This is a genomic window from Pseudomonas sp. PA-7-1E (assembly GCF_021605325.1).
Classification (GTDB): Bacteria; Pseudomonadota; Gammaproteobacteria; order Pseudomonadales; family Pseudomonadaceae; genus Aquipseudomonas; species Aquipseudomonas fluorescens_BV.
The window spans coordinates 34118-57123 of the sequence record NZ_WKFA01000033.1; the positions used below are offsets into that span (position 1 = coordinate 34118).

Here is a 23006-nt window from a genome sequence, read left to right on the forward strand (position 1 = left end):
AAAGATAAGCACTGGGGGGCCTTAAGAAAAGCACCTTTACCGGCTATTTACTTTGGGCTTACAACGTTTAACTTCTGATCTTAGTCCACCGGCTATTTCGCTAAACCGCTGACGCTCAAATAAAAACGGCCTGGACTAGGCCAGGCCGCAATCATGCATCATACGTGTTACTGCCAAACGACAGTCATACGTAGAAACAGTTACTTCAACACAGCCAGGGCGGCGTCGTAGTTTGGCTCTTCAGCAATTTCCTTGACCAACTCGCTGTGCAGCACGTTGTCGTTTTCATCCAGCACCACGACAGCGCGAGCGGTCAGGCCCTGCAGCGGGCCGTCAGCGATGGAAACACCATAGTCAACGGCGAAGTCGGCATTGCGGAAATCCGACAGGTTCTTAACGTTTTCCAGGCCTTCGGAGCCACAGAAACGCGCTTGGGCGAATGGCAGGTCGGAGGAGATGCACAGGACCACGGTGTTGGCCACATCGTTGGCCTGGGCATTGAACTTGCGCACGGAAGTGGCGCAGGTTGGGGTATCAACGCTTGGGAAGATGTTCAGCACTTTGCGCTTGCCGGCAAAGGTAGCCAGGGTGGCGTTGGACAGGTCGCCGGCGGTCAGGGTGAAGTCTGCAGCTTTGGCGCCGACTTTCGGCAGTTCGCCTTCAACCTGGACCGGGTTGCCTTTAAGGGTGACTTGAGCCATGAACGGAATCCTTATGCTGGTTTTTGGTTAAACAAATTCGAGAGGCGGAAGTTAACCACAAAGTGCCGACGCTACCTACCGCCAGACACAAATTGTCATGTCGTCAGGTTGTGGTTTAATTGCGCGCTTTTCGCCCGCCCTTCAAGGAAACCTTTGCCGATGAATCAGCCTGTCACCAAAGTCCTGGTCATTGGTTACGTCTGGCCGGAGCCCCGCTCCTCGGCCGCGGGCGGGCATATGATGCAAATTCTTGAGAGTTTTCTTACGCAAGGTTGGGACATTACCTTCAGCAGCCCGGCCACCATTGGCGAGCACAAGGCCGACTTGCCGGCACTAGGGATCGCCGAACGCACCATCGAACTGAATAACAGCAGTTTCGACGACTTTATTCGCGAACTGGCCCCGGATATCGTGCTGTTCGACCGTTTCATGATGGAGGAGCAATTCGGCTGGCGCGTAGAACAATGCTGCCCCGACGCCCTTCGCGTGCTGGAAACCTCCGACCTGCAAAGCCTGCGCGACGCCCGTCACCAGCGGCTCAAAGAGCAGGTGAAAGCCCAACCCGACAGCGACGACTTCAGCGCCCTGTTCGCGCCGGCGCTGGAAGACGAGTTCCAACGCATGGCCGACACCGACCTGGCCAAACGCGAAATCGCCGCCATTTACCGCTGTGACATCAGCTTGATGATCTCCGACGTGGAAATCCGCCTGCTCACCGAACAGTTCAAGGTGCCTGCCGCCCTGCTCCACTGGTGCCCCTTGATGCTGCAACCGCCCACCGACGCATTTGCGCCCTTTGACGACCGTGCGCATTTCCTCAGCATCGGTAACTTCCGCCACGCGCCCAATTGGGATGCGGTGCTGTGGATGAAGCACCGCCTGTGGCCACTGATCCGCCAACAACTGCCAGGCGCCCAATTGCATATCTACGGCGCCTACACCCCGCCCAAGGCCACCGCCCTGCACAATCAGGCCCAGGGTTTCCATGTAATGAACTGGGCCGAAGATGCGCTGCAAGTCATGACCGCCGCGCGCATCTGCCTGGCACCGTTGCGCTTTGGCGCGGGCATCAAGGGCAAGTTGGTCGACGCCATGCTGTGCGGCACGCCCAGTGTCACGACCCCAATCGGCGCCGAGGCCATGGGCGATGACCAGCCCTGGCCCGGCGTGATTGCACAGGATGCGCCGGCCCTGGCTGCCGCTGCCGTGGCCCTTTATCAGGACCGTGAGCGCTGGACCCGGGCCCAGGAACACGGGCGCCAACTGCTGGCCCGGCGCTATGACCAGAACATCCACGGGGCCGCCTTGGTGGAATGCCTGGAACGCTGTCGCCGCGACCTCGCTGCCCATCGCCGGGACAACTTCACCGGCAGCATGCTGCGCCACCACGCGCATAAAAGTACCCAATACATGTCCCAGTGGATCGAGGCGAAAAACCGCACCCTGTAAACACTGCTGCTGGCGAGGACGTGCGTGACGGGGCATTATCCTACGCAGCGATCACAATAAAGCGACGGCAGCATGACCCGAGCAACGCGCATTACTGACCCTTCCTACGAGTTGATGGACGACCACAACGGCCTGTCCATCATCTATCGCCAACACGGCTTCCCCTGCCCGCTGGTGCGCTGGCACTTCCACAAGGAATACGAGCTGCACCTGATCGTCGCCAGCTCCGGCAAGGTGTTTATCGGTGACTACATCGGCAACTTCTACCCCGAAAGCCTGTTCCTCACCGGCCCCAACCTGCCCCATAACTGGATCAGCCAGGTGGAAGAAGACGAAGTGGTGCCCAAGCGTGACATGCTGGTGAACTTCACCGATGACCTGTTCGAGAGCGGCAGCCATATTTTTGCTGAACTCAAGAACCTCGCACCGCTGCTGGAGCGCGCGCAGTACGGCATCGAATTTCGCTGCAAAAAAACCATCACCCAGGCCATGACCTTGATGCAACACATCGAGGACGCCAAGGGCATGGCGCGCCTGGGGCAGTTTTTTATCTTGCTGGACGTGTTGAGCGTGTGCGAGGACTACCAATTGCTGTCCGGCGTAACCACGCCGCAATTGGCCGACGAGCACAGCATAGACCGCACCAACCGGGCAGTGGATTACATCTTTGCACATTACGCCCGCGAGCTACCGCTGGAAGAAGTGGCGCAATACCTGGGGATGAAGCCGACCTACTTCTCGCGGGTGTTCAAGCAGGCGACCGGTCGCACCTTTATCGAATTCGTCAACCGGCTGCGCATCAGCAAGTCCTGTGAATTACTCGCGGACGGTGACAAGGCCGTCACGGATGTGTGCTTTGAGTCAGGCTTCAACAATATTTCCAACTTCAACCGACGCTTTCAGCAACTCAAGGGCATGACCCCTTCCCACTACCGACGGTTGGCGATGCAGCGGTTGACGGAGCAGAACCTGATGCCGGTAGACGCCTCGCACTTCAGTTAAAAACCGCAAGCTGGCCATCTGGCGAACGCTCTCACGCCTGTCCCGATCACATCCCGTAATAGCTGGGGCGGAACGCCTCCCTGTGTATGACCAAAAAGTGACAAGTCAGTTGCTGACCACGCGCTTTCTTATCGTACCCATGAGGCCCCCATGAGCATTATTGCAACGTACTCGCCCTTACCCACCCCGCCCCGAACTTTGCCTCCATCCCCTGCAACAGTGGACGCGCAAACCAGCTTGATTCGGACCCCACGCAGCCCATCGGCCGGTGTAGTGACCCTGGAAGGCCGAAACACAGCCGAGCCGTTGGTGAGTCAGGCTGACGCGGACATGGCAGATAAACTCGCCACCGCCCTGATGGAGGAGGTCAATGTACACGCTACCAGCCGTTACATGCCGTCTTCCTTCGGCACAGTCCATGACATTCCAACTCACTCAACATTCGGGCAGCTTTGGTCACAGCTGACGCACGCACTCAAAAACGAGCCGTTCGCGACGTTTGCGAAGAATAACAACATCAACATTTCAAACCTGAAACTAACGCCTTCCGGATTTCTGGATGGCACCATTAACGGCAAACGCAGCAGTTTTTCCAAATACGACGATGGCTTCGAGGAAGCCGCTGTCAACGTCTTCGAGGTTGTGCGCAAACTCTCTACGAACAACGTCCCGATTCTGTATATCGGCGAACACACCGCCACCACCCATGCCGTCGGTGCTTTTTACGCCATGAGGGTTCCGACGACGAAGGCCGAGGCACTCGAGCAAATCCGGGTGTTGCAGGATATCAAGACATTCCCATCGCTACTTGCTCCTGAAGGCAATGCTGCGCGGCCCCACCGACAGGACGTTCAGCACGTCAGGCATATGCGGGATGAAGCCATACAGAACCTTGCGCTGCAGGTCATGCTTGAGCCTGGCAAGTTCCCCCAGGCACAACGCCCGGACGTCGTGCAGCCGCCGGCGCCGCCCGGCAGCGCAGAACCGGCCACCACACCGATCGGAACCTCGAGCGCCACCACTGACCCCGTCGCAGATATTGCCCGTCGCCAGTTTGCCGGTGAGCCCAACGTTTACTCGGTGGTCGCTCGAGTGCTCAGCAACAGGCTGAAGGAAGCCTCTCCAGGGCTGGATTTCGACATCAACCAGATTGCCATTGAAACGCCCGATCCGGACAATCCCTCCAAACCCAAGCGCACACAATTGATGGCACTTGCCTTCGACTACCTGACTGGCGGTGACGCCCCAGACTTCCTCGATTCCGCCAGGGCGTTTGACACGCGTCCCGATCGACTGGCACGCACAGGCACCGCTGCCGACACTCCGCTAGTCCTCGACTTTTCAGCTCTGAGCGGCGTCATGGGTGCGCTGCCGGACCGACTGAACCAGGCCTATGAGGCAAATTTGCGTGAGTACTGGGCCAAACCTGCGTTCAACACGGGCATTGATACCGGTGCCGTTTTCAGCGGCAGTCACCGGACGTTGGTCAGCCGCATTCTGAAAAGCAACCTGCAACTGGCCAGCCTTAAACAATCCGGCCTGGATGATGAACAGCGCAAGACCATCGACATGGTCGTGAGGCATCCCGAAGGCGCCACGCGCCCCGCCCCACTTGACCCCAACTCATCGGGCGCCACCGTCTACAGCCTGGCCGACTCCGCACCGAACATGGTGGTTCATCGCTACCTGGCGCAAGCCAATCGCGACATCCTGCTGCTGGTGGAGCCCAACGGCAAAATCACTCCCTTCAACAGTTGGGATGAGCTCGAAAGCCTGGGCGGTTCAAAGGAAGAGATGACCGGCAATCTGTTCGATGGCCAGGCCGACGTCCTCATCAATCGGCATCTCGGCAGCAGTCTGATTTCCCCTGCCTCCCCACGTGGCCCGGACAGTTCGGTGCAGGCGCCGCCCACACTGCCCGACTGGATGAGCAACGCAGGCGAGGCCGAGCGTTTCATCATGCATGAACTCAGCCTGGGACTGGCCAGTTTCAACCAACTGAACGAAGGCCGCAGCTACAACAGCGATATCAAGGACATCCACACGTTCGCCCAGCAGCAATTCGACTTTTTGCCCAGAAGCAAAAAACTCACGGCGCACCCCGCGGCTAAACTCGAGGTGGTCTTCAAAGTCGCTTATGGGGCACAGGGTACCGCCGGGGAAATCGTCCGCCAGACCATGAGCCTGACAGACATGCTCCTCAATAACTTGTCAGGATTACCCAGCGGCCAGATTGAGGTCTTTTACAATACAGGGCTCAAGTATAAAGGCTCTGACTTCAAAGTCAGGGTGCCGGAGCTAGAGAAAGAAGGCGTACTCAAGCAGTTGGTCGACGACCTTGATATCGGCAAAACCTACCCTGACTTGCTGAGGAAAAAACTGCTTGAGGACCAAACCGAAAAAGCCCGGCGCCAGGCACTGTTCGCTCAGCAGGTACCGCTGGAGCTGCAGTTCAAGGCGCTGGAACTGAGCATCAAGGCAGAGTCCGGTTTCAACACCACGGGTTTTCGCTACGTTCAGGAGCTATTCAAGCCAGGCCCTGGCCCCAGGATCGTTGATGGCCAGGAAATCGTGATCCGACCGCTGGCGTTCGATAACCGGGCCAATGGGAAAACCGATGTGGTCGAAGGCGCCTATCTGATCGAACCCAAGGACAGCACGAACGGCCCGCACATCCTGTACCGCCCCCTGATGGACGATGCGTCGTTGATGCAGTTTCCAACCCGCCAGGCGCTGCTGGAAGCCATACAGAACAAAGGCAAGCTGCAAAACGACATCCTCGCCTGGTTGCCTGACGAACAGACCCGCAACACCTACAGTGGCAACGGTTTCAAACATCCAAACCTGGTGATATTCGGTTTAAACCTGGGCTCTGTCCCGATGAACAAAACTATTCCCTTGGCCATGGATACCCGCCTGCAACAGACGCTGCAGGCGGGAACATTGATAAACCACCTGTACGAAGCCAACGCCCGCAGCTTGATCACCTTGGCCGGACAGCAATCGACAGCCGACGCACAAAGCCGCTGGGCGAGCCTCAAGGAAGGCGGTTTCCTGTTGCTCAATTCTGTCCTGCCAGTATTGCGCGGGCCCGGTGCCATGCTCGGCTTGATGATGCAGTCCCAGGGCATAATCAATGACCTGGGCGTCCTGCTCGATGATGACGCGCAAAATAAAGAGGCGGCCCTGACGGACCTGCTGGTCAACCTGACGACGTTGCTCGCCCAGTTCAAGGAGCGCTCATTGTCGGAGCCTTCAGCCGTCACCTCAAACAGGTCGGCAACCAACACCAGCGTATTGATCGACGGCGATGCACGCCTTACCCCGCCGCCACAACGCTTTCGAATGGGAGGCCCGCTGGAAAAGATCACACCTGTGGACGGTGAGATCCAGACCAATGTAGATACTTACAATCGTAAAGGTGAGGAAGTTAAACGCTTGAATATCATCGGTCACGCGGCCAAGCCTGAAGGTGAGCAAGGAGCGCTGATTGTCGGGGAGAATGACAAAGTCTTTACGGCTGAAGACATCAATAATGAGCTTTTCGCCCGTGGCATTGACATCAGGAATTACCCGGAAGTGCGTTTGCTGGTCTGTTACTCCGCCAAGGGCGGTGATAACTCGCTGGCATCACAACTGCACGCGCTGACTGGCGTGCCGGTCAAAGGTTATGAAGGCCCAGTGGACGTGAGTTACACATCTGGTACGGGCATAGACCCTGAGGATATCTACAAAACTGCCCTTGCAAAATACAAGGCAAAGTACCCAAGATTTTCTAAAGCCGACATTATCGAATTGGCAGAGATGGAGTTAAACAAACAACTGAAAGACGTTGATATATTTACCCACGTGGAAAAACAGAGTGGCAAAAAAGTAAATGTTAACTGGGGCACTATTAAAAAACCTCTTTGGGAGGAGATCGAAGTCGATTACCGGCCCAAGCGCTTCGGCTCGTCCAAGAAACGAACAAGTGCGGCCCCTGCCGAAATTCAAAGCCCCTCGAAAGAACTCAACGCCCTGGGTGAGTACAAGGATTTCAAGGATCTACCCGAGCCTGAAAAAATTAAAAACAGTATTGCCTTTACCCCCTCTGAAGACGGCCAGTATGAGTACTTCCTGGATCGACCAGCGGGCAGTAATGAAATCCGATTAAACATCATTGGGCATGGCGACAAAGGTGGAGTGACCTTCAAAAGCGAATTGAAAAATGCGCAGTCTTATTCACCCGAAGCGTTCGTTGGACTGATCGCGCCCATGCTGGAAAAAACCAGCGCTACCCAAATCAGAATGATCAGTAGTAAATCCGGCAGTACAGGTTTCGCTGAAGAGTTATCCAAACGCTTGAACGTTCCCGTGAAGGCCCCCGTCGGTACTGTCACACAGTTCGAAGTCATGAAGGACAGGTATTGGATTTTGGAAAAGCTCCCCAACCCACGTCGACCCCATGACCATGAGTGGAAAATCTTTACTCCCCCCGCCTCCGCCAGCTCGCGAGCTTTGAGGTTATGAGCCCGCGCGCAGGGCGGCGCACCCGTTGACTGAGCAGAGCCTGGCTTGAGCAAGCGCCCACCCGTCTGAACTGGTAGATGTGACAGTTCCCTGGATCACGGCGATTGTGAACTCTGGCTCTGTGAATAGTCCATTGGAGCCCCGTCATGAAGAAAACAGCCACCCCTCGTGCAATCAATGAGTTCAGCCGCTTTGAAATACCCGGAGAGACCTTCGGCTGGACCGGCGAAGGCCAGATACATATCGACAATTACGACAAACAAAGTCGCTGGTTCTCGACATCGGTCAATAGAGACTGGGGCAAAGCGCTGACCGGGGCCGCCGACGTTGAAGTGGTCATCAGGCTGCGCGGCGAACAAGCCGGTGAAACACTCATCGCCGCTCATCCGGAAGGAACAGGACGGCTCAACGACATATCAGTCGAAAAGCCAAGCCTTTATCGGTTCTACATCAGGTCCACGGCGACTGGCGAGGTGTGGGTAAGCTTCAAATTTGACTCCAACCGGAAAATGGTGATCGAGAGCATCAGCGTGCTGGGGCCCGTTCGAAAAAAAACCACTAAAGCACCCATACACCCCTGACGGTCTGTTCACCACGCAAACTGGGCGAGCAATTTGCTCAGCAGGCCAATATGGCGCAAGGCATTCTGCGCTCCGGAGCCAACGAGCCGGTCGAACTCAATGCGGTATGCCAGAACGGTAGCTGGTATGCCTATGACGCGAAAGCACAGGCAGGTTATGGGCCTGTGCTGGAAGGCTTTGTATCGGATACATCGTCAGCCGTTTGGCTGGGGAGTGCCTATAAATAGCAAATAGGCATTACCCCTCTTCGGGTGCCTGATCCGCGCTCGAAGATTCTCAGTGCAAAAAAGTATCAGTCCCAGTGCTCCCAAGGATTTGTCACCGCCGCTTTTGAAGGCTGTAATCAACGCACACTCTTCCTGACTCCTTGTAGGAAGACACAACAACAATAACCGTCCTTCTGTAGCCCCCTGGGCGCGGAAATGGAGTGCGCGATGAAGTTCACAGTAAAAACCCTGCTTGCCTGTTCTTGCATGACTGCATGCATGACCCTCAGCGCCGTCAGCCTTGGCGCGCAAACCCTGACCATTGCCACCGTCAACAACAGCGACATGATCCGCATGCAGAAGCTCTCGAAAACCTTCGAGGCCGAGCACCCGGAGATCAAGCTGAACTGGGTGGTGCTCGAAGAAAACGTGTTGCGCCAACGGCTGACTACCGACATCGCTACCCAGGGCGGGCAGTTCGATGTATTGACCATCGGCATGTACGAAGCCGCACTGTGGGGCGCCAAGGGTTGGCTGGAGCCGATGAAAGACCTGCCGGCTTCCTATGACCTTGATGACGTGTTCCCTTCGGTGCGTGACGGTTTGTCCGTCAAGGGCTCGCTGTACGCCCTGCCGTTCTACGCCGAAAGCTCGATCACCTATTACCGCACCGACCTGTTCAAGGACGCCGGGCTGAGCATGCCTGAGCACCCGACCTGGAGCCAGATCGGCGAATTCGCCGCCAAGCTCACCGACAAGTCCAAAGAGCAATATGGCCTGTGCCTGCGCGGCAAAGCCGGTTGGGGTGAGAACATGGCGCTGATCACCACACTGGCCAACGGCTTCGGCGCGCGCTGGTTCGATGAGAAGTGGCAGCCGGAATTCAACGGCCCCGAGTGGAAGAACGCGCTGAACTTCTACGTCGACAACATGAAGAAATCCGGCCCGCCGGGTGCTTCCAGCAACGGCTTCAACGAGAACCTGGCACTGTTCAACAGCGGCAAGTGCGCGATCTGGGTGGATGCCAGCGTGGCGGGCTCGTTTGTTACCGACAAGAGCCAGAGCAAGGTCGCCGAGCATGTGGGCTTCACGTTTGCGCCCCACGAGAAGACCGACAAGGGCACGTCATGGCTGTATTCCTGGAGCCTGGCGATCCCGACCAGCTCCAAAGCCAAGGATGCCGCCAAGGTATTCACCAGTTGGGCCACCTCCAAGGAATACGGCCAACTTGTGGCCAAGACCGATGGCATCGCCAACGTACCACCGGGCACACGCACCTCGACCTACAGCGAGGAGTACATGAAGGCCGCGCCGTTCGCCAAGGTGACGCTGGAATCGCTGAAAGTGGCCGACCCGACCAAGCCGACCGAGAAACCGGTGCCGTATATCGGTATCCAGTTGGTGACCATTCCGGAATTCCAGGCGATTGGTACCCAGGTGGGCAAGTTCTTCTCGGGTGCGCTGACCGGTCAGCAGACCGTCGAGGCTGCATTGACCGCCGCGCAGACCACCACCGAGCGGGAAATGAAGCGGGCTGGTTACCCCAAGTAACCCCATAGCCTGTAGGAGCGAGCTTGCTCGCGAAGGTATTCCAAGCACATCGCGGTGTCGGATGTACCTTTTTCGCGAGCAAGCTCGCTCCTACAGGGCTTTTGCGCACCTGTCTCTATCTGGCCTTGATTATCATGAATACACCCACAAAAAACCGCCTGGCCAACCCCGGCTGGTTTCTCGTCAGCCCCTCGGTGGCCTTGCTGCTGCTGTGGATGATCGTGCCGCTGGGCATGACCCTGTACTTTTCGCTGATCCGCTACAACCTGCTCTACCCCGGCGAAAACCAGTTCGTGGGGCTGGAAAACTTCAGCTACTTCATCACCGACTCGGGGTTCCTGCCTGGCGCCACCAATACCCTATTGCTGGTAGGCAGCGTATTGCTGATCAGCGTGGTGTTCGGCGTGTTGATCAGTGCGTTGCTGGAGGCCAGTGAGTTCCTGGGGCGCGGCATCGTGAGGGTGATGCTGATTTCGCCGTTCTTCATCATGCCCACCGTCGGCGCGTTGATCTGGAAGAACCTGATTTTCCACCCGGTGTCGGGGATTCTCGCCGCCGTGTGGAAGTTCTTCGGCGCCGAACCGGTGGACTGGCTGGCGCATTACCCGCTGCTGTCGATCATCATCATTGTGTCGTGGCAATGGCTGCCCTTTGCGATCCTGCTGCTGATGACCGCGATGCAGTCGCTAGACCAAGAGCAAAAGGAAGCGGCACGCCTGGACGGTGCCGGCGCCATTGCGATTTTCTGGCACCTGACCCTACCCCACCTGGCCCGCCCGATTGCCGTGGTGGTGATGATCGAAACCATCTTCCTGCTCTCGGTGTTCGCCGAAATCTTCACCACCACCAACGGTGGCCCCGGCTACGCCTCGACCAACCTCGCCTACCTGATCTACAACCAGGCGCTGGTGCAGTTCGACGTGGGCATGGCCTCGGCCGGCGGCTTGATTGCCGTGGTCATCGCCAATATCGCGGCGATCATCCTGGTGCGGATGATCGGCAAAAACCTGACTGACAAGCCTTGAGGGCCGCGCCATGACGCTTCAACAATCCCGCCGCCTGCAAAGCCTGTTGCTCGGCACGCTGGCCTGGGCCATTGCGATCCTGATTTTCTTCCCGATCTTCTGGATGGTGCTGACCAGTTTCAAGACCGAAATCGACGCGTTCGCCACGCCGCCGCAGTTCATCTTCACGCCGACGCTGGAGAACTACCTGCACATCAACGAGCGCAGCAACTACTTTGCCTACGCCTGGAACTCGGTGGTGATTTCGTTCAGCGCCACCGCCCTGTGCCTGCTGATTTCGGTACCGGCCGCCTACTCTATGGCGTTCTACGAAACCCAGCGCACCAAGGGCACGCTGCTGTGGATGCTGTCCACCAAGATGCTGCCGCCGGTGGGCGTACTGATGCCGATCTACCTGCTGGCCAAGAGCTTTGGCCTGTTGGATACGCGCATTGCGCTGATCATCATCTACACCCTGATCAACCTGCCGATTGTGGTGTGGATGGTGTACACCTACTTCAAGGACATCCCCAAGGACATCCTCGAAGCCGCCCGCCTGGACGGCGCCACCCTGTGGCAGGAAATGGTGCGCGTGCTGCTGCCAATCGCCAAGGGTGGCCTGGCGTCCACGGTACTGCTGTCGTTGATCCTGTGCTGGAACGAGGCGTTCTGGTCGCTGAACCTGACCTCCTCCAGCGCCGCGCCGTTGACCGCCTTGATCGCCTCCTACTCCAGCCCCGAAGGCTTGTTCTGGGCCAAGCTGTCCGCCGTCTCGACCCTGGCCTGCGCGCCGATCCTGATCTTTGGCTGGATCAGCCAGAAGCAGTTGGTACGCGGTTTGTCCTTTGGCGCCGTCAAATAATAATTCGAAAAGGAGGCCCATCATGGCCAACCTGAAAATCAAGAATCTGCAAAAAGGCTTCGAAGGTTTTTCCATCATCAAGGGCATCGACCTGGAAGTGAACGACAAGGAATTCGTGGTGTTCGTCGGCCCGTCGGGCTGTGGCAAATCCACCCTGCTGCGCCTGATCGCCGGCCTGGAAGAGGTCAGCGACGGCACCATCGAACTCGATGGCCGCGACATCACCGAAGTCACCCCGGCCAAGCGCGACCTGGCCATGGTGTTCCAGACCTACGCGCTGTACCCGCACATGAGCGTGCGCAAGAACATGTCGTTTGCCCTGGACCTGGCGGGTGTCGACAAGAAGCTGGTCGAGAGCAAAGTCAGCGAAGCGGCACGCATCCTTGAGCTGGGGCCTTTGCTGGAGCGCAAGCCCAAGCAACTCTCGGGTGGCCAGCGCCAGCGCGTGGCGATTGGCCGAGCGATTGTGCGTAATCCGAAGATTTTCCTGTTCGACGAACCGCTGTCCAACCTCGACGCGGCGCTGCGCGTGCAGATGCGCCTGGAGCTGGCGCGCCTGCATAAAGAACTGCAAGCGACCATGATCTACGTGACCCACGACCAGGTCGAAGCCATGACCCTGGCCGACAAGGTGGTGGTGCTCAACAGTGGGCGCATCGAACAGGTCGGCTCGCCGCTGGAGCTGTACCACCAGCCAGCCAACCTGTTTGTGGCCGGTTTTCTCGGCACGCCGAAGATGGGTTTCCTCAAGGGCCAGGTCACCCGCGTCGACAGCCAAGGCTGCGAGGTGCAACTGGACGCCGGCACCCTGATCAGCCTGTCGTTGAGCGGCGCCGCCCTGAGCGTGGGCAGCGCGGTAACCCTGGGCATTCGCCCGGAACATCTGGAAATCGCCGCGCCAGGGCAAACCACTCTGACCGTGACCGCTGACGTTGGCGAACGCCTGGGCAGCGACACCTTCTGCCACGTCATCACCCGCAACGGCGAACCGCTGACCATGCGTATCCGTGGCGACATGGCCAGCCAATACGGCGAAACGCTGCAGTTGCACCTGGACCCGGCGCACTGCCATCTGTTCGACACCGATGGCGTAGCCGTGGCCCGTCCACTGCGCGCTGCCGCCTGATTTCGTGAGTATTTCCAGATGAAACTGAATAAAGCCAACCTCACCCAACTGGCGCCCGAAGTGCAGGTTCCGACCTACGCGCTTGCCGATGTCCGCCAGGGCATCGCGCACATTGGCGTCGGCGGTTTCCACCGTGCGCACCAGGCGTTCTACACCGATGCCCTGATGAACACCGGCGAGGGCCTGGACTGGGGCATCTGCGGCGTCGGCCTGCGCAGTGAAGACCGCAAGGCCCGCGATGACCTGGCCGGCCAGGATTATTTGTTCACCCTGTATGAACTGGGCGACACCGATGACACGCAAGTGCGCGTGATCGCCTCGATCAGCGACATGCTGCTGGCCGAAGACGGTGCCCAGGCGCTGATCGATAAACTTGCCAGCCCCCAGATCCGCATCGTCTCGCTGACCATCACCGAAGGCGGTTACTGCATCGACGACAGCAACGGCGAGTTCATGGCCCACCTGCCGCAGATCCAGCATGACCTGGCGCACCCGAGGGCACCTAAAACCGTGTTCGGCTTTATCTGCGCTGCGCTCACCCAGCGCCGCGCCGCTGGCACTCCGGCCTTTACGGTGATGTCCTGCGATAACCTGCCTCACAACGGCGCCGTCACCCGCAAGGCCTTGCTGGCCTTCGCCGCCCTGCACGACGCGGGCCTGCATGACTGGATCAAGGCCAACGTGAGCTTCCCGAATGCCATGGTTGACCGCATCACGCCAATGACCAGCACCGCCCACCGCCTGCAACTGCACGACCAGCACGGGATCGACGATGCCTGGCCGGTGGTGTGCGAGCCGTTTGTGCAGTGGGTGCTGGAAGACAAATTCGTCAACGGCCGCCCGGCCTGGGAAAAGGTCGGCGTGCAGTTCACCGATGACGTCACGCCTTATGAAGAAATGAAGATCGGCCTGCTCAACGGCAGCCACCTGGCCCTCACGTACCTGGGGTTCCTCAAGGGCTACCGGTTCGTTCACGAGACCATGAACGACCCCCTGTTCGTGGCGTATATGCGCGCCTACATGGACCTGGACGTCACGCCGAACCTGGCGCCGGTACCTGGTATCGACCTGACCGAATACAAGCAGACCCTGGTGGATCGCTTTTCCAACCAGGCGATTGCCGACCAGTTGGAGCGCGTATGCTCCGATGGTTCATCGAAGTTTCCCAAGTTCACCGTGCCGACCATCAACCGCCTGATTGCCGACGGCCGCGACACGGACCGTGCCGCCCTGGTGGTGGCGGCCTGGGCGCTGTATTTGAAAGGCGTGGATGAAAACGGCGCGCACTACAGCATCCCGGACCCACGGGCAGCGTTCTGCCAGGAGCTGGTGAGCGATGACGCGCTGATCAGCCAGCGGTTGCTGGGGGTGGAAGAGATTTTTGGCACGGCTATTCCCAAGTCGGCGGCGTTTGTGGCAGCGTTCGAACGTTGCTACGAAAGCCTGCGCGACAAAGGCGTCACAGCCACACTGCAAAACCTCCTGAACAAACCGGATTAAACATGTGGGAGCTGGCTTGCCTGCGAGAGCGGTGGTCCAGTCAACCCTGCGGTGACTGCCAGACCGCTATCGCAGGCAAGCCAGCTCCCACATTGACCGTATTTTCAATCCAACAATAAGACTGCTGAGCACTCCATCATGACCCAGCAAAACCTCTACCTCGGCATCGACTGCGGCACCCAGGGCACCAAGGCCATCGTCCTCGATGCGTCCAGCGGCAAGGTGCTGGGCCTGGGCGCCGCGGCGCACACCTTGATCAGCGGCGCCAATGGCCGTCGTGAACAACACACCCAGGAATGGCTGGACGCCTTCACCGCTGCCACCCATCGCGCCCTGCAACAGGCCGGCGTGGATGGCCAGGACATCCTCGGCATCGGCGTATCCGGCCAGCAACACGGCCTGGTGTTGCTGGATGATCATGGCCAAGTGCTGCGCCCGGCCAAGCTGTGGTGCGACACCGAAACCACGCCGGAGAACGACCGGCTGCTGCAGCATCTGGGTGGCGAACGCGGCTCTCTGGAGCGCCTGGGCGTGGCCATCGCACCAGGCTACACGGTGTCCAAGCTGCTCTGGACCCGCGAGCAGCACCCGGACGTTTTCGCGCGCATTGCCCATATCCTGCTGCCCCACGACTACCTCAACTACTGGCTCACCGGCCGCGCCTGCGCCGAGTATGGCGATGCGTCGGGTACCGGTTACTTCAACGTGCGCCGCCGCGAATGGGATGTGGCGTTGCTCCAGCACATCGACCCCAGTGGCCGCCTGCAAGCCGCTTTGCCGACACTGATCGAGGCCGACCAAGCGGTGGGCACGATCCTGCCGGCCATTGCCGAGCGCCTGGGCATCAACCCCGACGCGGTGGTGTCCAGTGGTGGCGGCGACAATATGATGGGCGCCATTGGCACCGGCAATATCGCCCCCGGCGTGATCACCATGAGCCTGGGCTCATCGGGCACCGTGTATGCCTTTGCCGACCAGCCAAACGTCAGCCCCCAAGCCTCGGTGGCGACCTTCTGCTCCTCCAGCGGCGGTTGGCTGCCGCTGATCTGCACCATGAACTTGACTAACGCCACCGGGGTGATTCGCGAGCTGTTCGAACTGGACCTCGACACCTTCAACGCCCTGGTCGAACAGGCACCCATCGGCGCCGATGGCGTGAGCATGCTGCCGTTCCTCAACGGCGAACGCGTACCCGCCCTGCCCCACGCCACCGGCAGCCTGCAGGGCCTGACCATGACCAACCTGACCCGCGCCAACCTGTGCCGCGCGGTGGTCGAAGGCACCACCTTCGGCCTGCGTTATGGCCTGGACCTGCTGCGCCAGACCGGCCTGCAAAGCCAGAGCATCCGCCTGATCGGTGGCGGCTCGAAAAGCCCGCTGTGGCGGCAGATGGTCGCCGATATCATGCACACCGAAGTGGTGTGTACCGAACAGAGCGAGGCCGCCGCCCTGGGCGCGGCGATCCAGGCGGCGTGGTGCCAGAGCGGCGAACCGCTGGCCAGCCTGTGCGACAAATGCGTGAGCATTGACCCGGCCAGCCGCACCTTACCCGTGGCCGCCAATGTCAGTGCCTATCAACAGGCGTATCAGCGTTATCAACAGCACGTGGCAACCCTTTAAGAGCGAGCAACTATGTATCTGGTGTGTGGTGAAGCGCTGTTTGATTTCTTCAGCGAGGAGGATGCCAGCGGGCAGGCCGCCAAGCTCAATTACAAGGCGATTGCCGGTGGCTCGCCGTTCAACGTCGCGGTGGGTTTGCGCCGCCTGGGGATCGAGTCGGGGTTCTTCGCCGGCCTGTCCACCGATTACCTTGGACGGCGCTTGCAGCAAGTACTGAAAGACGAAGGTATCAGCGAACGCTTTCTGGTTGAGTTCGACGCGCCGACCACCCTGGCGATGGTAGCCGTGGGCGCCAATGGCTCGCCGCAGTACAGCTTTCGCGGCGAAGGGTGTGCCGACCGGCAATTGCAACTGACCCACTTGCCACCTTTGGGCGACGAGATTCGCGGGCTGCATGTGGGCTCGTTTTCGCTGGTGGTGCAACCGATTGGTGACACACTGCTCAGCCTGGTCAAGCGTGAAAGCGGCAAGCGCTTGATCAGCCTCGACCCCAACGTGCGCCTTAACCCGCAGCCCGATATTCACCTGTGGCGCGCACGCGTCGCAGAGCTGGTGCAACACGCCGACCTGATCAAGGTCAGCGACGAAGACCTGCACCTGCTCTACCCCGACCAGACACCGGAAAGCGTGCTGCAAGGTTGGCTGCAACACCGTTGCCAACTGGTGTTCCTCACCCGTGGGGGCGATGGCGCGTCGGTGTTCAGCCGCCAGCATGGCACCTGGTCGCAACCAGCCGTCAAGGTGGTGATGGCCGATACGGTGGGCGCTGGTGATACCTTCCAGGCGGCGCTGATTGCGTGGCTCACGGAACAGCAGTTGGATTCGGTTGACGGGCTGCAAAGCCTCAGTCGCGAGCAGATCGACGCCATGCTGGGCTTCGCGATTCGGGCTGCCGCACTGACCTGCGGCAAGACCGGCCCAGACCTGCCCTATCGTCAACAACTGGCTTGAGCTGAGCGGCCAAAACTCAAAGTGCCATCACGCAGGCCACGTATTCCGTGGCCTGCGCGCCATGCATAAAAAATTGCGCTACTGGAAAACTGTGCTAAACCCAAAAACAGGAGCAGTTATTACAACAAACCCAGGACACACCCATGCAAAAGCCCAGTGGTTTCTCGACCCGGGCCGTTTTAGCTGTCGGCCTCATCTCACTGCAGTACATGATCCCTCAACCCTCTCATGCCGCCTGCGTTCTCACCCCGGGAACCGGTAACGATACCTATACATGCGACAGCGGCAGCAGTCCCGGCCTTACCGACCTTTCCGGGGATAACCATCTGACCCTCCCCGCAGGCGGCACCGGCACCATCAACGGTAATGTCACCTTTGGCCCTGGCGTGGATACGGTGCGCATAGAGTCCGGGCAGATCACCGGCGCGGTGCAACAAGGGGCTGGCATCGATGACTTCGTCATGCTCGGAGGGCAAATACAGGCGCTGTTCCAGGGCGATGGGCTCGACACCTTCAGGATGGAGGGAGGCACCATCGTCGATGCCTTTGAGGACGGCGATGTGGCCTACCAGAGCGGTGGCACGATTGGCCGAGTGAATATGAAGCTGGACAAGAACCTCTATGACATGTCCGGAGGCGCCATCCTGGGCAACCTGGTCACCGGTTTTGATACTGACACCATCATCATTTCCGCTGGCAGCATCGGCGGCAATATCAGCACCAGCGGTGGTGACGACAGCATTACCGTGAGTGGCGGCGTGATCAGTGGTGAGATCCGTGCCAGCGTCGGCAACGACACTTTCCGGTGGCTTGACGGTGGGCAGATCAAGTCCTCGGTGTTGATGGGCGATGGTGACGACACCGCCCTGCTGCGCGGCTTGAATGAAAGCCTGCTGGCCACCACACCCTCCGTCGATGGTGGCCTGGGCAACGATGAATTGACCTTCGACACAACGACATCCAGCACCGCGGCCCGCTATATCGGCTGGGAGACCGTCAACCTCACCAACCACTCACGCCTGGACCTGGCCGGGGATTTTTTCCTCGGTGACAGTGGCAGCAATACCGGCACGTTCAACATCGACGGCAGCAGTACCCTGGCCGTGACCCAAGGCAGCATCCGCCCCTACACCGCCGGGCAACTGGCGACGCTCAATAACGCCGGCACTGTCGACATGACCACCGACAACAGCGCGACCAGCGTATTGACGGTGCATGGCAACTACGTGGGCAACAACGGCCAGTTGCACCTGCAGACCGTACTGGGCGACGAAAACTCTGCCACCGACAAGCTGGTAGTGTCCGACGGCAACATCAGCGGTCACACCCAATTGAGCGTCAACAACCTCGGCGGTATCGGCGGGCTGACCCAGAACAACGGTATCGAAGTGGTCCAGGCGCTCAACGGCGCCGTCAGCACCAACGATGCGTTCGCCTTGAAGGGCTCGGTCTCCGCCGGAGCTTATGAATACCTGCTGTTCAAGGGCGGCACCACCGCCAATACAGAAAACAGCTGGTTCCTTCGTTCCTCGGTGGTGGCCGTGCAACCGCCCGCGGTCCCACCCGTACCGCCGACACCGCCCGTGGTGGTGCCGGTGCCGCCGGTCCCCGCCACTCCCCCTGTAGTGGATTCGGATGAACCCTCCGTGGAACCGCCCACTGCGCAACCGCAGCCCCCGATCGAGCCTGCCGCGCCACAGCCCAGCCAAGTCGCCGCGGCCACGTCGCCGCAATCGGCGGCGAGTAACCCTGTGCTTCCTACCGCCGTGGCAGGTGCCGCGCCGATTCCACTGTATCGCCTGGAAGTTCCGGTCTACTCCGTAGACATCCCCGCTGCGCAACTGATGACGTTGCAGGCTCTGGGCACCTTCCATGAACGCCAGGGCGAGCAAAGCCTGCTGACCGAGACCGGTGCAGTGCCGGCAGGTTGGGGCCGCGCCTATGGCAGTGATTTCAACAAAAGCTGGTCGGGCACCGTGGCGCCGAATTTTGACGGCACGGTCAAGGGCTATCAGGTTGGCCATGACCTTTACGCCGCCGAAACCAGCGGCGGGCAGACGCAACGCCTTGGCCTCTTTATCGGCCAGAGCCGCCTGCGCGGCGACGTGAAGGGCTTTGCAATGGGCTGGCAGAACCATCGCTCCGGGCGGGTCAAACTCGACGGCGACAACTTCGGCGCTTACTGGACACTCACCGATCCGACCGGCTGGTACGTCGACCTGGTGGCCATGGGTACCCGCCTGGATGGCGACAACAAGTCCGACCGAGGGGTGAAGATGGATACCAAGGGCCACGCCTTGGCGTTATCCGCCGAGGCCGGCTACCCGTTCAGGCTGTCCGAGCATTGGGAGATGGAACCTCAGGCCCAAGTCATCGGCCAGAAGATCGATCTGGACAGTCAGCACGATGGCATTTCCAAGGTCTCTTTCGACTCCCAGGAGTATTGGACCGGCCGCATCGGCGCACGCCTCAAGGGCCGCTATCTGGTCAGCAACACACCCGTGGAGCCGTACCTACGGGCGAATGTCTGGCACACCTTCGGCGGTAGCGACACGGTGACGTTCGACAAGGTGGACCGGATCAAGAGCGATCACAAGTCCTCCACGGCTGATATTGGTGTCGGTGTTGTAGCTCAATTGTCATCCGCGTTCAGCGTTTATATGGAGGGTAACTATGGCACCCAACTGGACGACAACAACTTTGAGGGTGTCAGTGGCAATCTCGGCGTAAGAGTGTGCTGGTAAACAGGAAGGACGTCAACATTGGGCCTGGCAACTACCAGGCCCATGGGGTCAACTTACACTCAAGCATCCGCTAGTAATAACCGCGCGCGCCGGCTCGTTGCAGTACCGGTGCGTGGCTTTGCTTGAGGTCCTCACGCAACCCGGTGATCAGGTTGCAAATCGCTCGACTGCTGTCGAGCTTGTCAGGGTGTATACCTTTGACTTCCAAATCCACCCGGTCCCGGTCGCGGTCGTCGTAGACCTTGATCGTCAACGAGGCATCTTCGGCTTTGGTGCATTCGCACCGTTTAGGCAGGAAACTTCCTTCAATGATGCTGCGAAGCTCTAGTTCTGAAAGCATGGCTAACCTCTCCTTTTTTGAGACTGCCAACAGTTATATGTATCCGACAGGCACTTACCTGCCACGTCTTGCCAACCCTGGAAGACGCTTTCAATCAGTAAGCCTACTCGGCAAAAACTGTGGTGGTTGTAACCTTTCCTCATAAGCAAACCGCTTGCTCATATTAAAGAAGACAACCTGTTTGGCATCATCGTCGAACTACATCGATTAAACGTTTAACCCGCAGCGTGGGGACCGGCGTTTATGTGGAAATCCTTTTTTCGGCAACATATCGCAACCAATCAACCCATCACCGTTCAGCCGAAGGCGGTTTGCGATAAACATACGAAACATATACGATTCGTATATCAATTAAACACAGTGAACCTTATGGGCATCGTCAAGATCACCGATCAGCTGCACGAACAACTGCGCCTGGCCAGCGCCGCCATGGACCGCTCCATCAACGCCCAGGCCGAGTTCTGGATCAAGATCGGCCTGCTCGCCGAACTCAACCCGCACCTGCCCTACAACGAGCTGATCAACAAGCTGTTGCTGGACAAACCCGACCTGATCCGAGGGCGCAGCTGATGATCAAGACTCCCGCACAGTTGGTCGTAATGCGTGAAGCCGGGCGCCTGTTGGCGCAAGTCTTCGACATGCTCGACGGTTTCGTCGCCGCCGGCCGCTCTACCCTGGAGCTGGACAGCGCCGTCGAAGCCTTCATCCGCAATGACCTCAAGGCCCGCCCTGCCAGCCTTGGGCAGTACGACTACCCCTTCTGCATCAACACCTCGATCAACGAAGTGGTGTGCCACGGCATGCCCAGCGCCAAGCAATTGCTCAAGGAAGGCGACATCATCAACATCGACATCACCCTGGAAAAAGGCGGCTTCATTGCCGACTCCAGCAAGATGTACATGATCGGCAACGTGACGCCCAAGGCCAGGCGCCTGGTGGACATGACCTTCGAGGCGATGTGGGCCGGTATACGCCAGGTCAAGCCCGGGGCGCGCCTGGGCGATATCGGCCATGCTATCCAGAGCCATGCGCAAGCCAACGGCTACAGCGTGGTGCGCGAATACTGCGGCCACGGCATCGGCCGACAAATGCACGAAGAACCGCAAATTCTGCACTTCGGCCGGCCTGGCACCGGCCTGGAACTGCGCGAAGGCATGGTGTTTACCATCGAACCGATGCTTAACCAGGGCAGCGCCAAAACCCGCAGCCTGAAAGACGGCTGGACGGTGGTCACCAAGGACAACAGCCTCTCGGCGCAATGGGAACATACCGTGGCGGTGACGGCGGACGGGTTTGAGGTGTTGACCTTGCAAGCCACTCAAAACCTTCACACCCTGTAGGAGCGAGCTTGCTCGCGAAGGCCTCAAGGACTGCGCGTTAAACCAGGCTACCCACTTCTTCGTTGACGTTTTTCGCGAGCGAGCTCGCTCCTACAGTGGCCTTGGCTTCAAGCTCGCGCACCAGCGGCAATACACGTTTGCCGAAATACTCCACTTCTTCCTGGAAGTGCAGAAAGCCTGCCAGCACCAAGTCCACACCCACGGCCTTGAGTGCCACGATGCGCTCGGCGATCTGCTGCGGCGTGCCGATCAGGTTGGTCTTGAAACCATCGTTGTATTGCACCAGGTCCTCAAAGCTGGACTTGGCCCAGTTCCCCTCGCCCTCCGGTGACGCCTTGCCCGCTTGCCTGGCCGCGTCACCAAAGGCGTTGACCGCCTCCGGGTCGGCTTCGTCAATGATCTGCGCCAGCACCGCACGTGCCTCCTCCTCCGTGTCGCGGGCGATCACGAAGGCGTTCACGCCCACCTTCACCGAATGCTGGTTGGCAGCGGCCTTGGCGCGGATATCATCGACCTGGGCCTTGACCCCTTCAGGCGTGTTGCCATTGGTGAAATACCAATCCGACACCCGCGCCGCCATGTCCCGAGCCGCCCGCGAACTGCCACCCTGGAAGATTTCCGGCTGGCCCAGGGGTTTGGGCTTGAGGGTGTATTGGTTGAACCGATAGAAATCGCCCTTGAAGATGAAATCGTCCTGGGTCCAGATGCCTTTGAGAGCACGGATAAACTCTTCGGAACGCCGATAGCGCTCATCATGCTCCAACCAATGCTCGCCAATGGCCTGGAACTCGCCCTTGAACCAGCCACTGACGATATTCACCGCAATACGGCCATTGGTCAGTTGGTCGATGGTCGCCAATTGCTTGGCCGCCAACGCCGGTTGCCACGGCCCGGGCAGGATCGCAGCAATGACCTTGAGGGTGGTGGTCGCCGCCAGCAACGCATGGCTGAACGCCACAGACTCATGCTGGTTCTCGGCACCGTAACCTGCGGTGAAGCGAATCTGCGTCAAGCCATACTCAAAACCCGCCGCCTCCGCCAGTTGCGCCAGTTTGCGGTTGTAATCAATACCCCAGTGGGTGCGTTGTTCAATCTTGCTGACGACCAACCCACCGCTTACGTTGGGCACCCAATAGGCAAATTTCACGGCTTGCTGACTCATCGGACGGTACCTCGTACAAGGGATTTACAAGGGCTTACGCAGCAAGCGTGCCAGGGGCAGGCAAATGCCCGTAGCCTGGGGGTTGCGGAAAAAAAGGGGGATTGAAGCGATGGCTTGCCAGTGTCTGGGATCGCAGCAGTTTGTGGATCTGCTGTTGCTGGAGCAACAGTTGCGACCAGCACCAAGCGTACCCACGATGCGAAGCGAGTCGCTCTTGATCTTGATCTGCTTTTGATCTCAGGCGCCCCGTTAAACCACGCTGGCCGGAATTCGACAGGGATTTGGGGGGTAAACCGGCAGGGATGCCGGTTTAGCCGCCCCGCGCCATGGATGGCGCGTGGCGGCGGCCCCCCAAATC

At 59.2% G+C, this 23006-nt stretch carries 17 protein-coding genes; 14 read left to right on the top strand and 3 right to left on the bottom strand.

Translation table 11 applies throughout. The annotated features are described in order from the left end of the window. Positions 1-200: 200 nt before the first annotated feature. Positions 201-701, bottom strand: a complete 501-nt coding sequence (tpx, locus tag GIW79_RS19480; protein WP_003190967.1) for a thiol peroxidase — start codon at positions 699-701, stop codon at positions 201-203. A gap of 159 nt (positions 702-860) precedes the next feature. Between tpx and GIW79_RS19485 the strand changes: the two genes are divergently transcribed. From GIW79_RS19485 to GIW79_RS19540, 12 genes are all read left to right on the top strand, one after another. After that, a complete protein-coding gene (locus tag GIW79_RS19485; protein ID WP_181125110.1) occupies positions 861-2150 on the top strand; it encodes a glycosyltransferase in 1290 nt (429 codons plus the stop codon). Between the two features lie 72 nt (positions 2151-2222). Then, on the top strand, positions 2223-3152 hold the full coding sequence (locus tag GIW79_RS19490; protein WP_054921441.1) for an AraC family transcriptional regulator: 930 nt from the start codon (positions 2223-2225) through the stop codon (positions 3150-3152). 330 nt (positions 3153-3482) lie between these two features. Beyond that, positions 3483-7661 carry a dermonecrotic toxin domain-containing protein gene (locus GIW79_RS19495; RefSeq protein WP_236455727.1) on the top strand — a complete coding sequence of 1393 codons (4179 nt, stop codon included), beginning with the start codon at positions 3483-3485 and terminating at the stop codon, positions 7659-7661. A 146-nt stretch (positions 7662-7807) separates the two neighbouring features. Beyond that, positions 7808-8242: a hypothetical protein gene (locus GIW79_RS19500; protein WP_034127648.1), complete on the top strand. Its 435-nt coding sequence runs from the start codon at positions 7808-7810 to the stop codon at positions 8240-8242. Positions 8243-8676: 434 nt separating this feature from the next. Next, positions 8677-9999: an ABC transporter substrate-binding protein gene (locus tag GIW79_RS19505; RefSeq protein WP_054897451.1), complete on the top strand. Its 1323-nt coding sequence runs from the start codon at positions 8677-8679 to the stop codon at positions 9997-9999. Positions 10000-10133: 134 nt separating this feature from the next. Continuing rightward, on the top strand, positions 10134-11024 hold the full coding sequence (locus GIW79_RS19510; RefSeq protein WP_014718700.1) for a carbohydrate ABC transporter permease: 891 nt from the start codon (positions 10134-10136) through the stop codon (positions 11022-11024). A 10-nt stretch (positions 11025-11034) separates the two neighbouring features. After that, complete coding sequence (locus GIW79_RS19515) at positions 11035-11865, top strand: carbohydrate ABC transporter permease (protein ID WP_005788583.1); 831 nt, start codon at positions 11035-11037, stop codon at positions 11863-11865. Positions 11866-11887: 22 nt separating this feature from the next. Further along, the gene (locus tag GIW79_RS19520) at positions 11888-12991 is read left to right on the top strand and encodes an ABC transporter ATP-binding protein (protein ID WP_236455729.1); all 1104 of its coding nucleotides are present in this window, start codon (positions 11888-11890) and stop codon (positions 12989-12991) included. Positions 12992-13009: 18 nt separating this feature from the next. Continuing rightward, positions 13010-14491 carry a mannitol dehydrogenase family protein gene (locus tag GIW79_RS19525; protein ID WP_236455738.1) on the top strand — a complete coding sequence of 494 codons (1482 nt, stop codon included), beginning with the start codon at positions 13010-13012 and terminating at the stop codon, positions 14489-14491. A 138-nt stretch (positions 14492-14629) separates the two neighbouring features. After that, the gene (gene xylB, locus GIW79_RS19530) at positions 14630-16111 is read left to right on the top strand and encodes a xylulokinase (RefSeq protein WP_198791050.1); all 1482 of its coding nucleotides are present in this window, start codon (positions 14630-14632) and stop codon (positions 16109-16111) included. A gap of 12 nt (positions 16112-16123) precedes the next feature. Next, a complete protein-coding gene (locus GIW79_RS19535) occupies positions 16124-17062 on the top strand; it encodes a carbohydrate kinase family protein (RefSeq protein ID WP_213154241.1) in 939 nt (312 codons plus the stop codon). 143 nt (positions 17063-17205) lie between these two features. Further along, positions 17206-19806, top strand: a complete 2601-nt coding sequence (locus GIW79_RS19540) for an autotransporter family protein (RefSeq protein WP_236455740.1) — start codon at positions 17206-17208, stop codon at positions 19804-19806. A gap of 70 nt (positions 19807-19876) precedes the next feature. On the opposite strand, the gene GIW79_RS19545 is transcribed toward GIW79_RS19540, so the two are convergent. Beyond that, positions 19877-20146, bottom strand: coding sequence for a DUF1652 domain-containing protein (locus GIW79_RS19545; RefSeq protein ID WP_054897458.1), 270 nt, complete (start codon positions 20144-20146; stop codon positions 19877-19879). Positions 20147-20515: 369 nt separating this feature from the next. On the opposite strand from GIW79_RS19545, the gene GIW79_RS19550 reads away from it, so the two are divergent. Continuing rightward, positions 20516-20716 carry a ParD-like family protein gene (locus GIW79_RS19550; RefSeq protein WP_003190946.1) on the top strand — a complete coding sequence of 67 codons (201 nt, stop codon included), beginning with the start codon at positions 20516-20518 and terminating at the stop codon, positions 20714-20716. After that, on the top strand, positions 20716-21486 hold the full coding sequence (gene map, locus GIW79_RS19555) for a type I methionyl aminopeptidase (protein WP_236455742.1): 771 nt from the start codon (positions 20716-20718) through the stop codon (positions 21484-21486). The genes GIW79_RS19550 and map overlap by 1 nt, the downstream gene beginning before the upstream one ends. 37 nt (positions 21487-21523) lie before the next feature. Here map and sfnG read toward each other — a convergent pair whose 3' ends face one another. Further along, complete coding sequence (gene sfnG, locus GIW79_RS19560; protein WP_236477404.1) at positions 21524-22648, bottom strand: dimethylsulfone monooxygenase SfnG; 1125 nt, start codon at positions 22646-22648, stop codon at positions 21524-21526. Between the last annotated feature and the right edge of the window lie 358 nt (positions 22649-23006).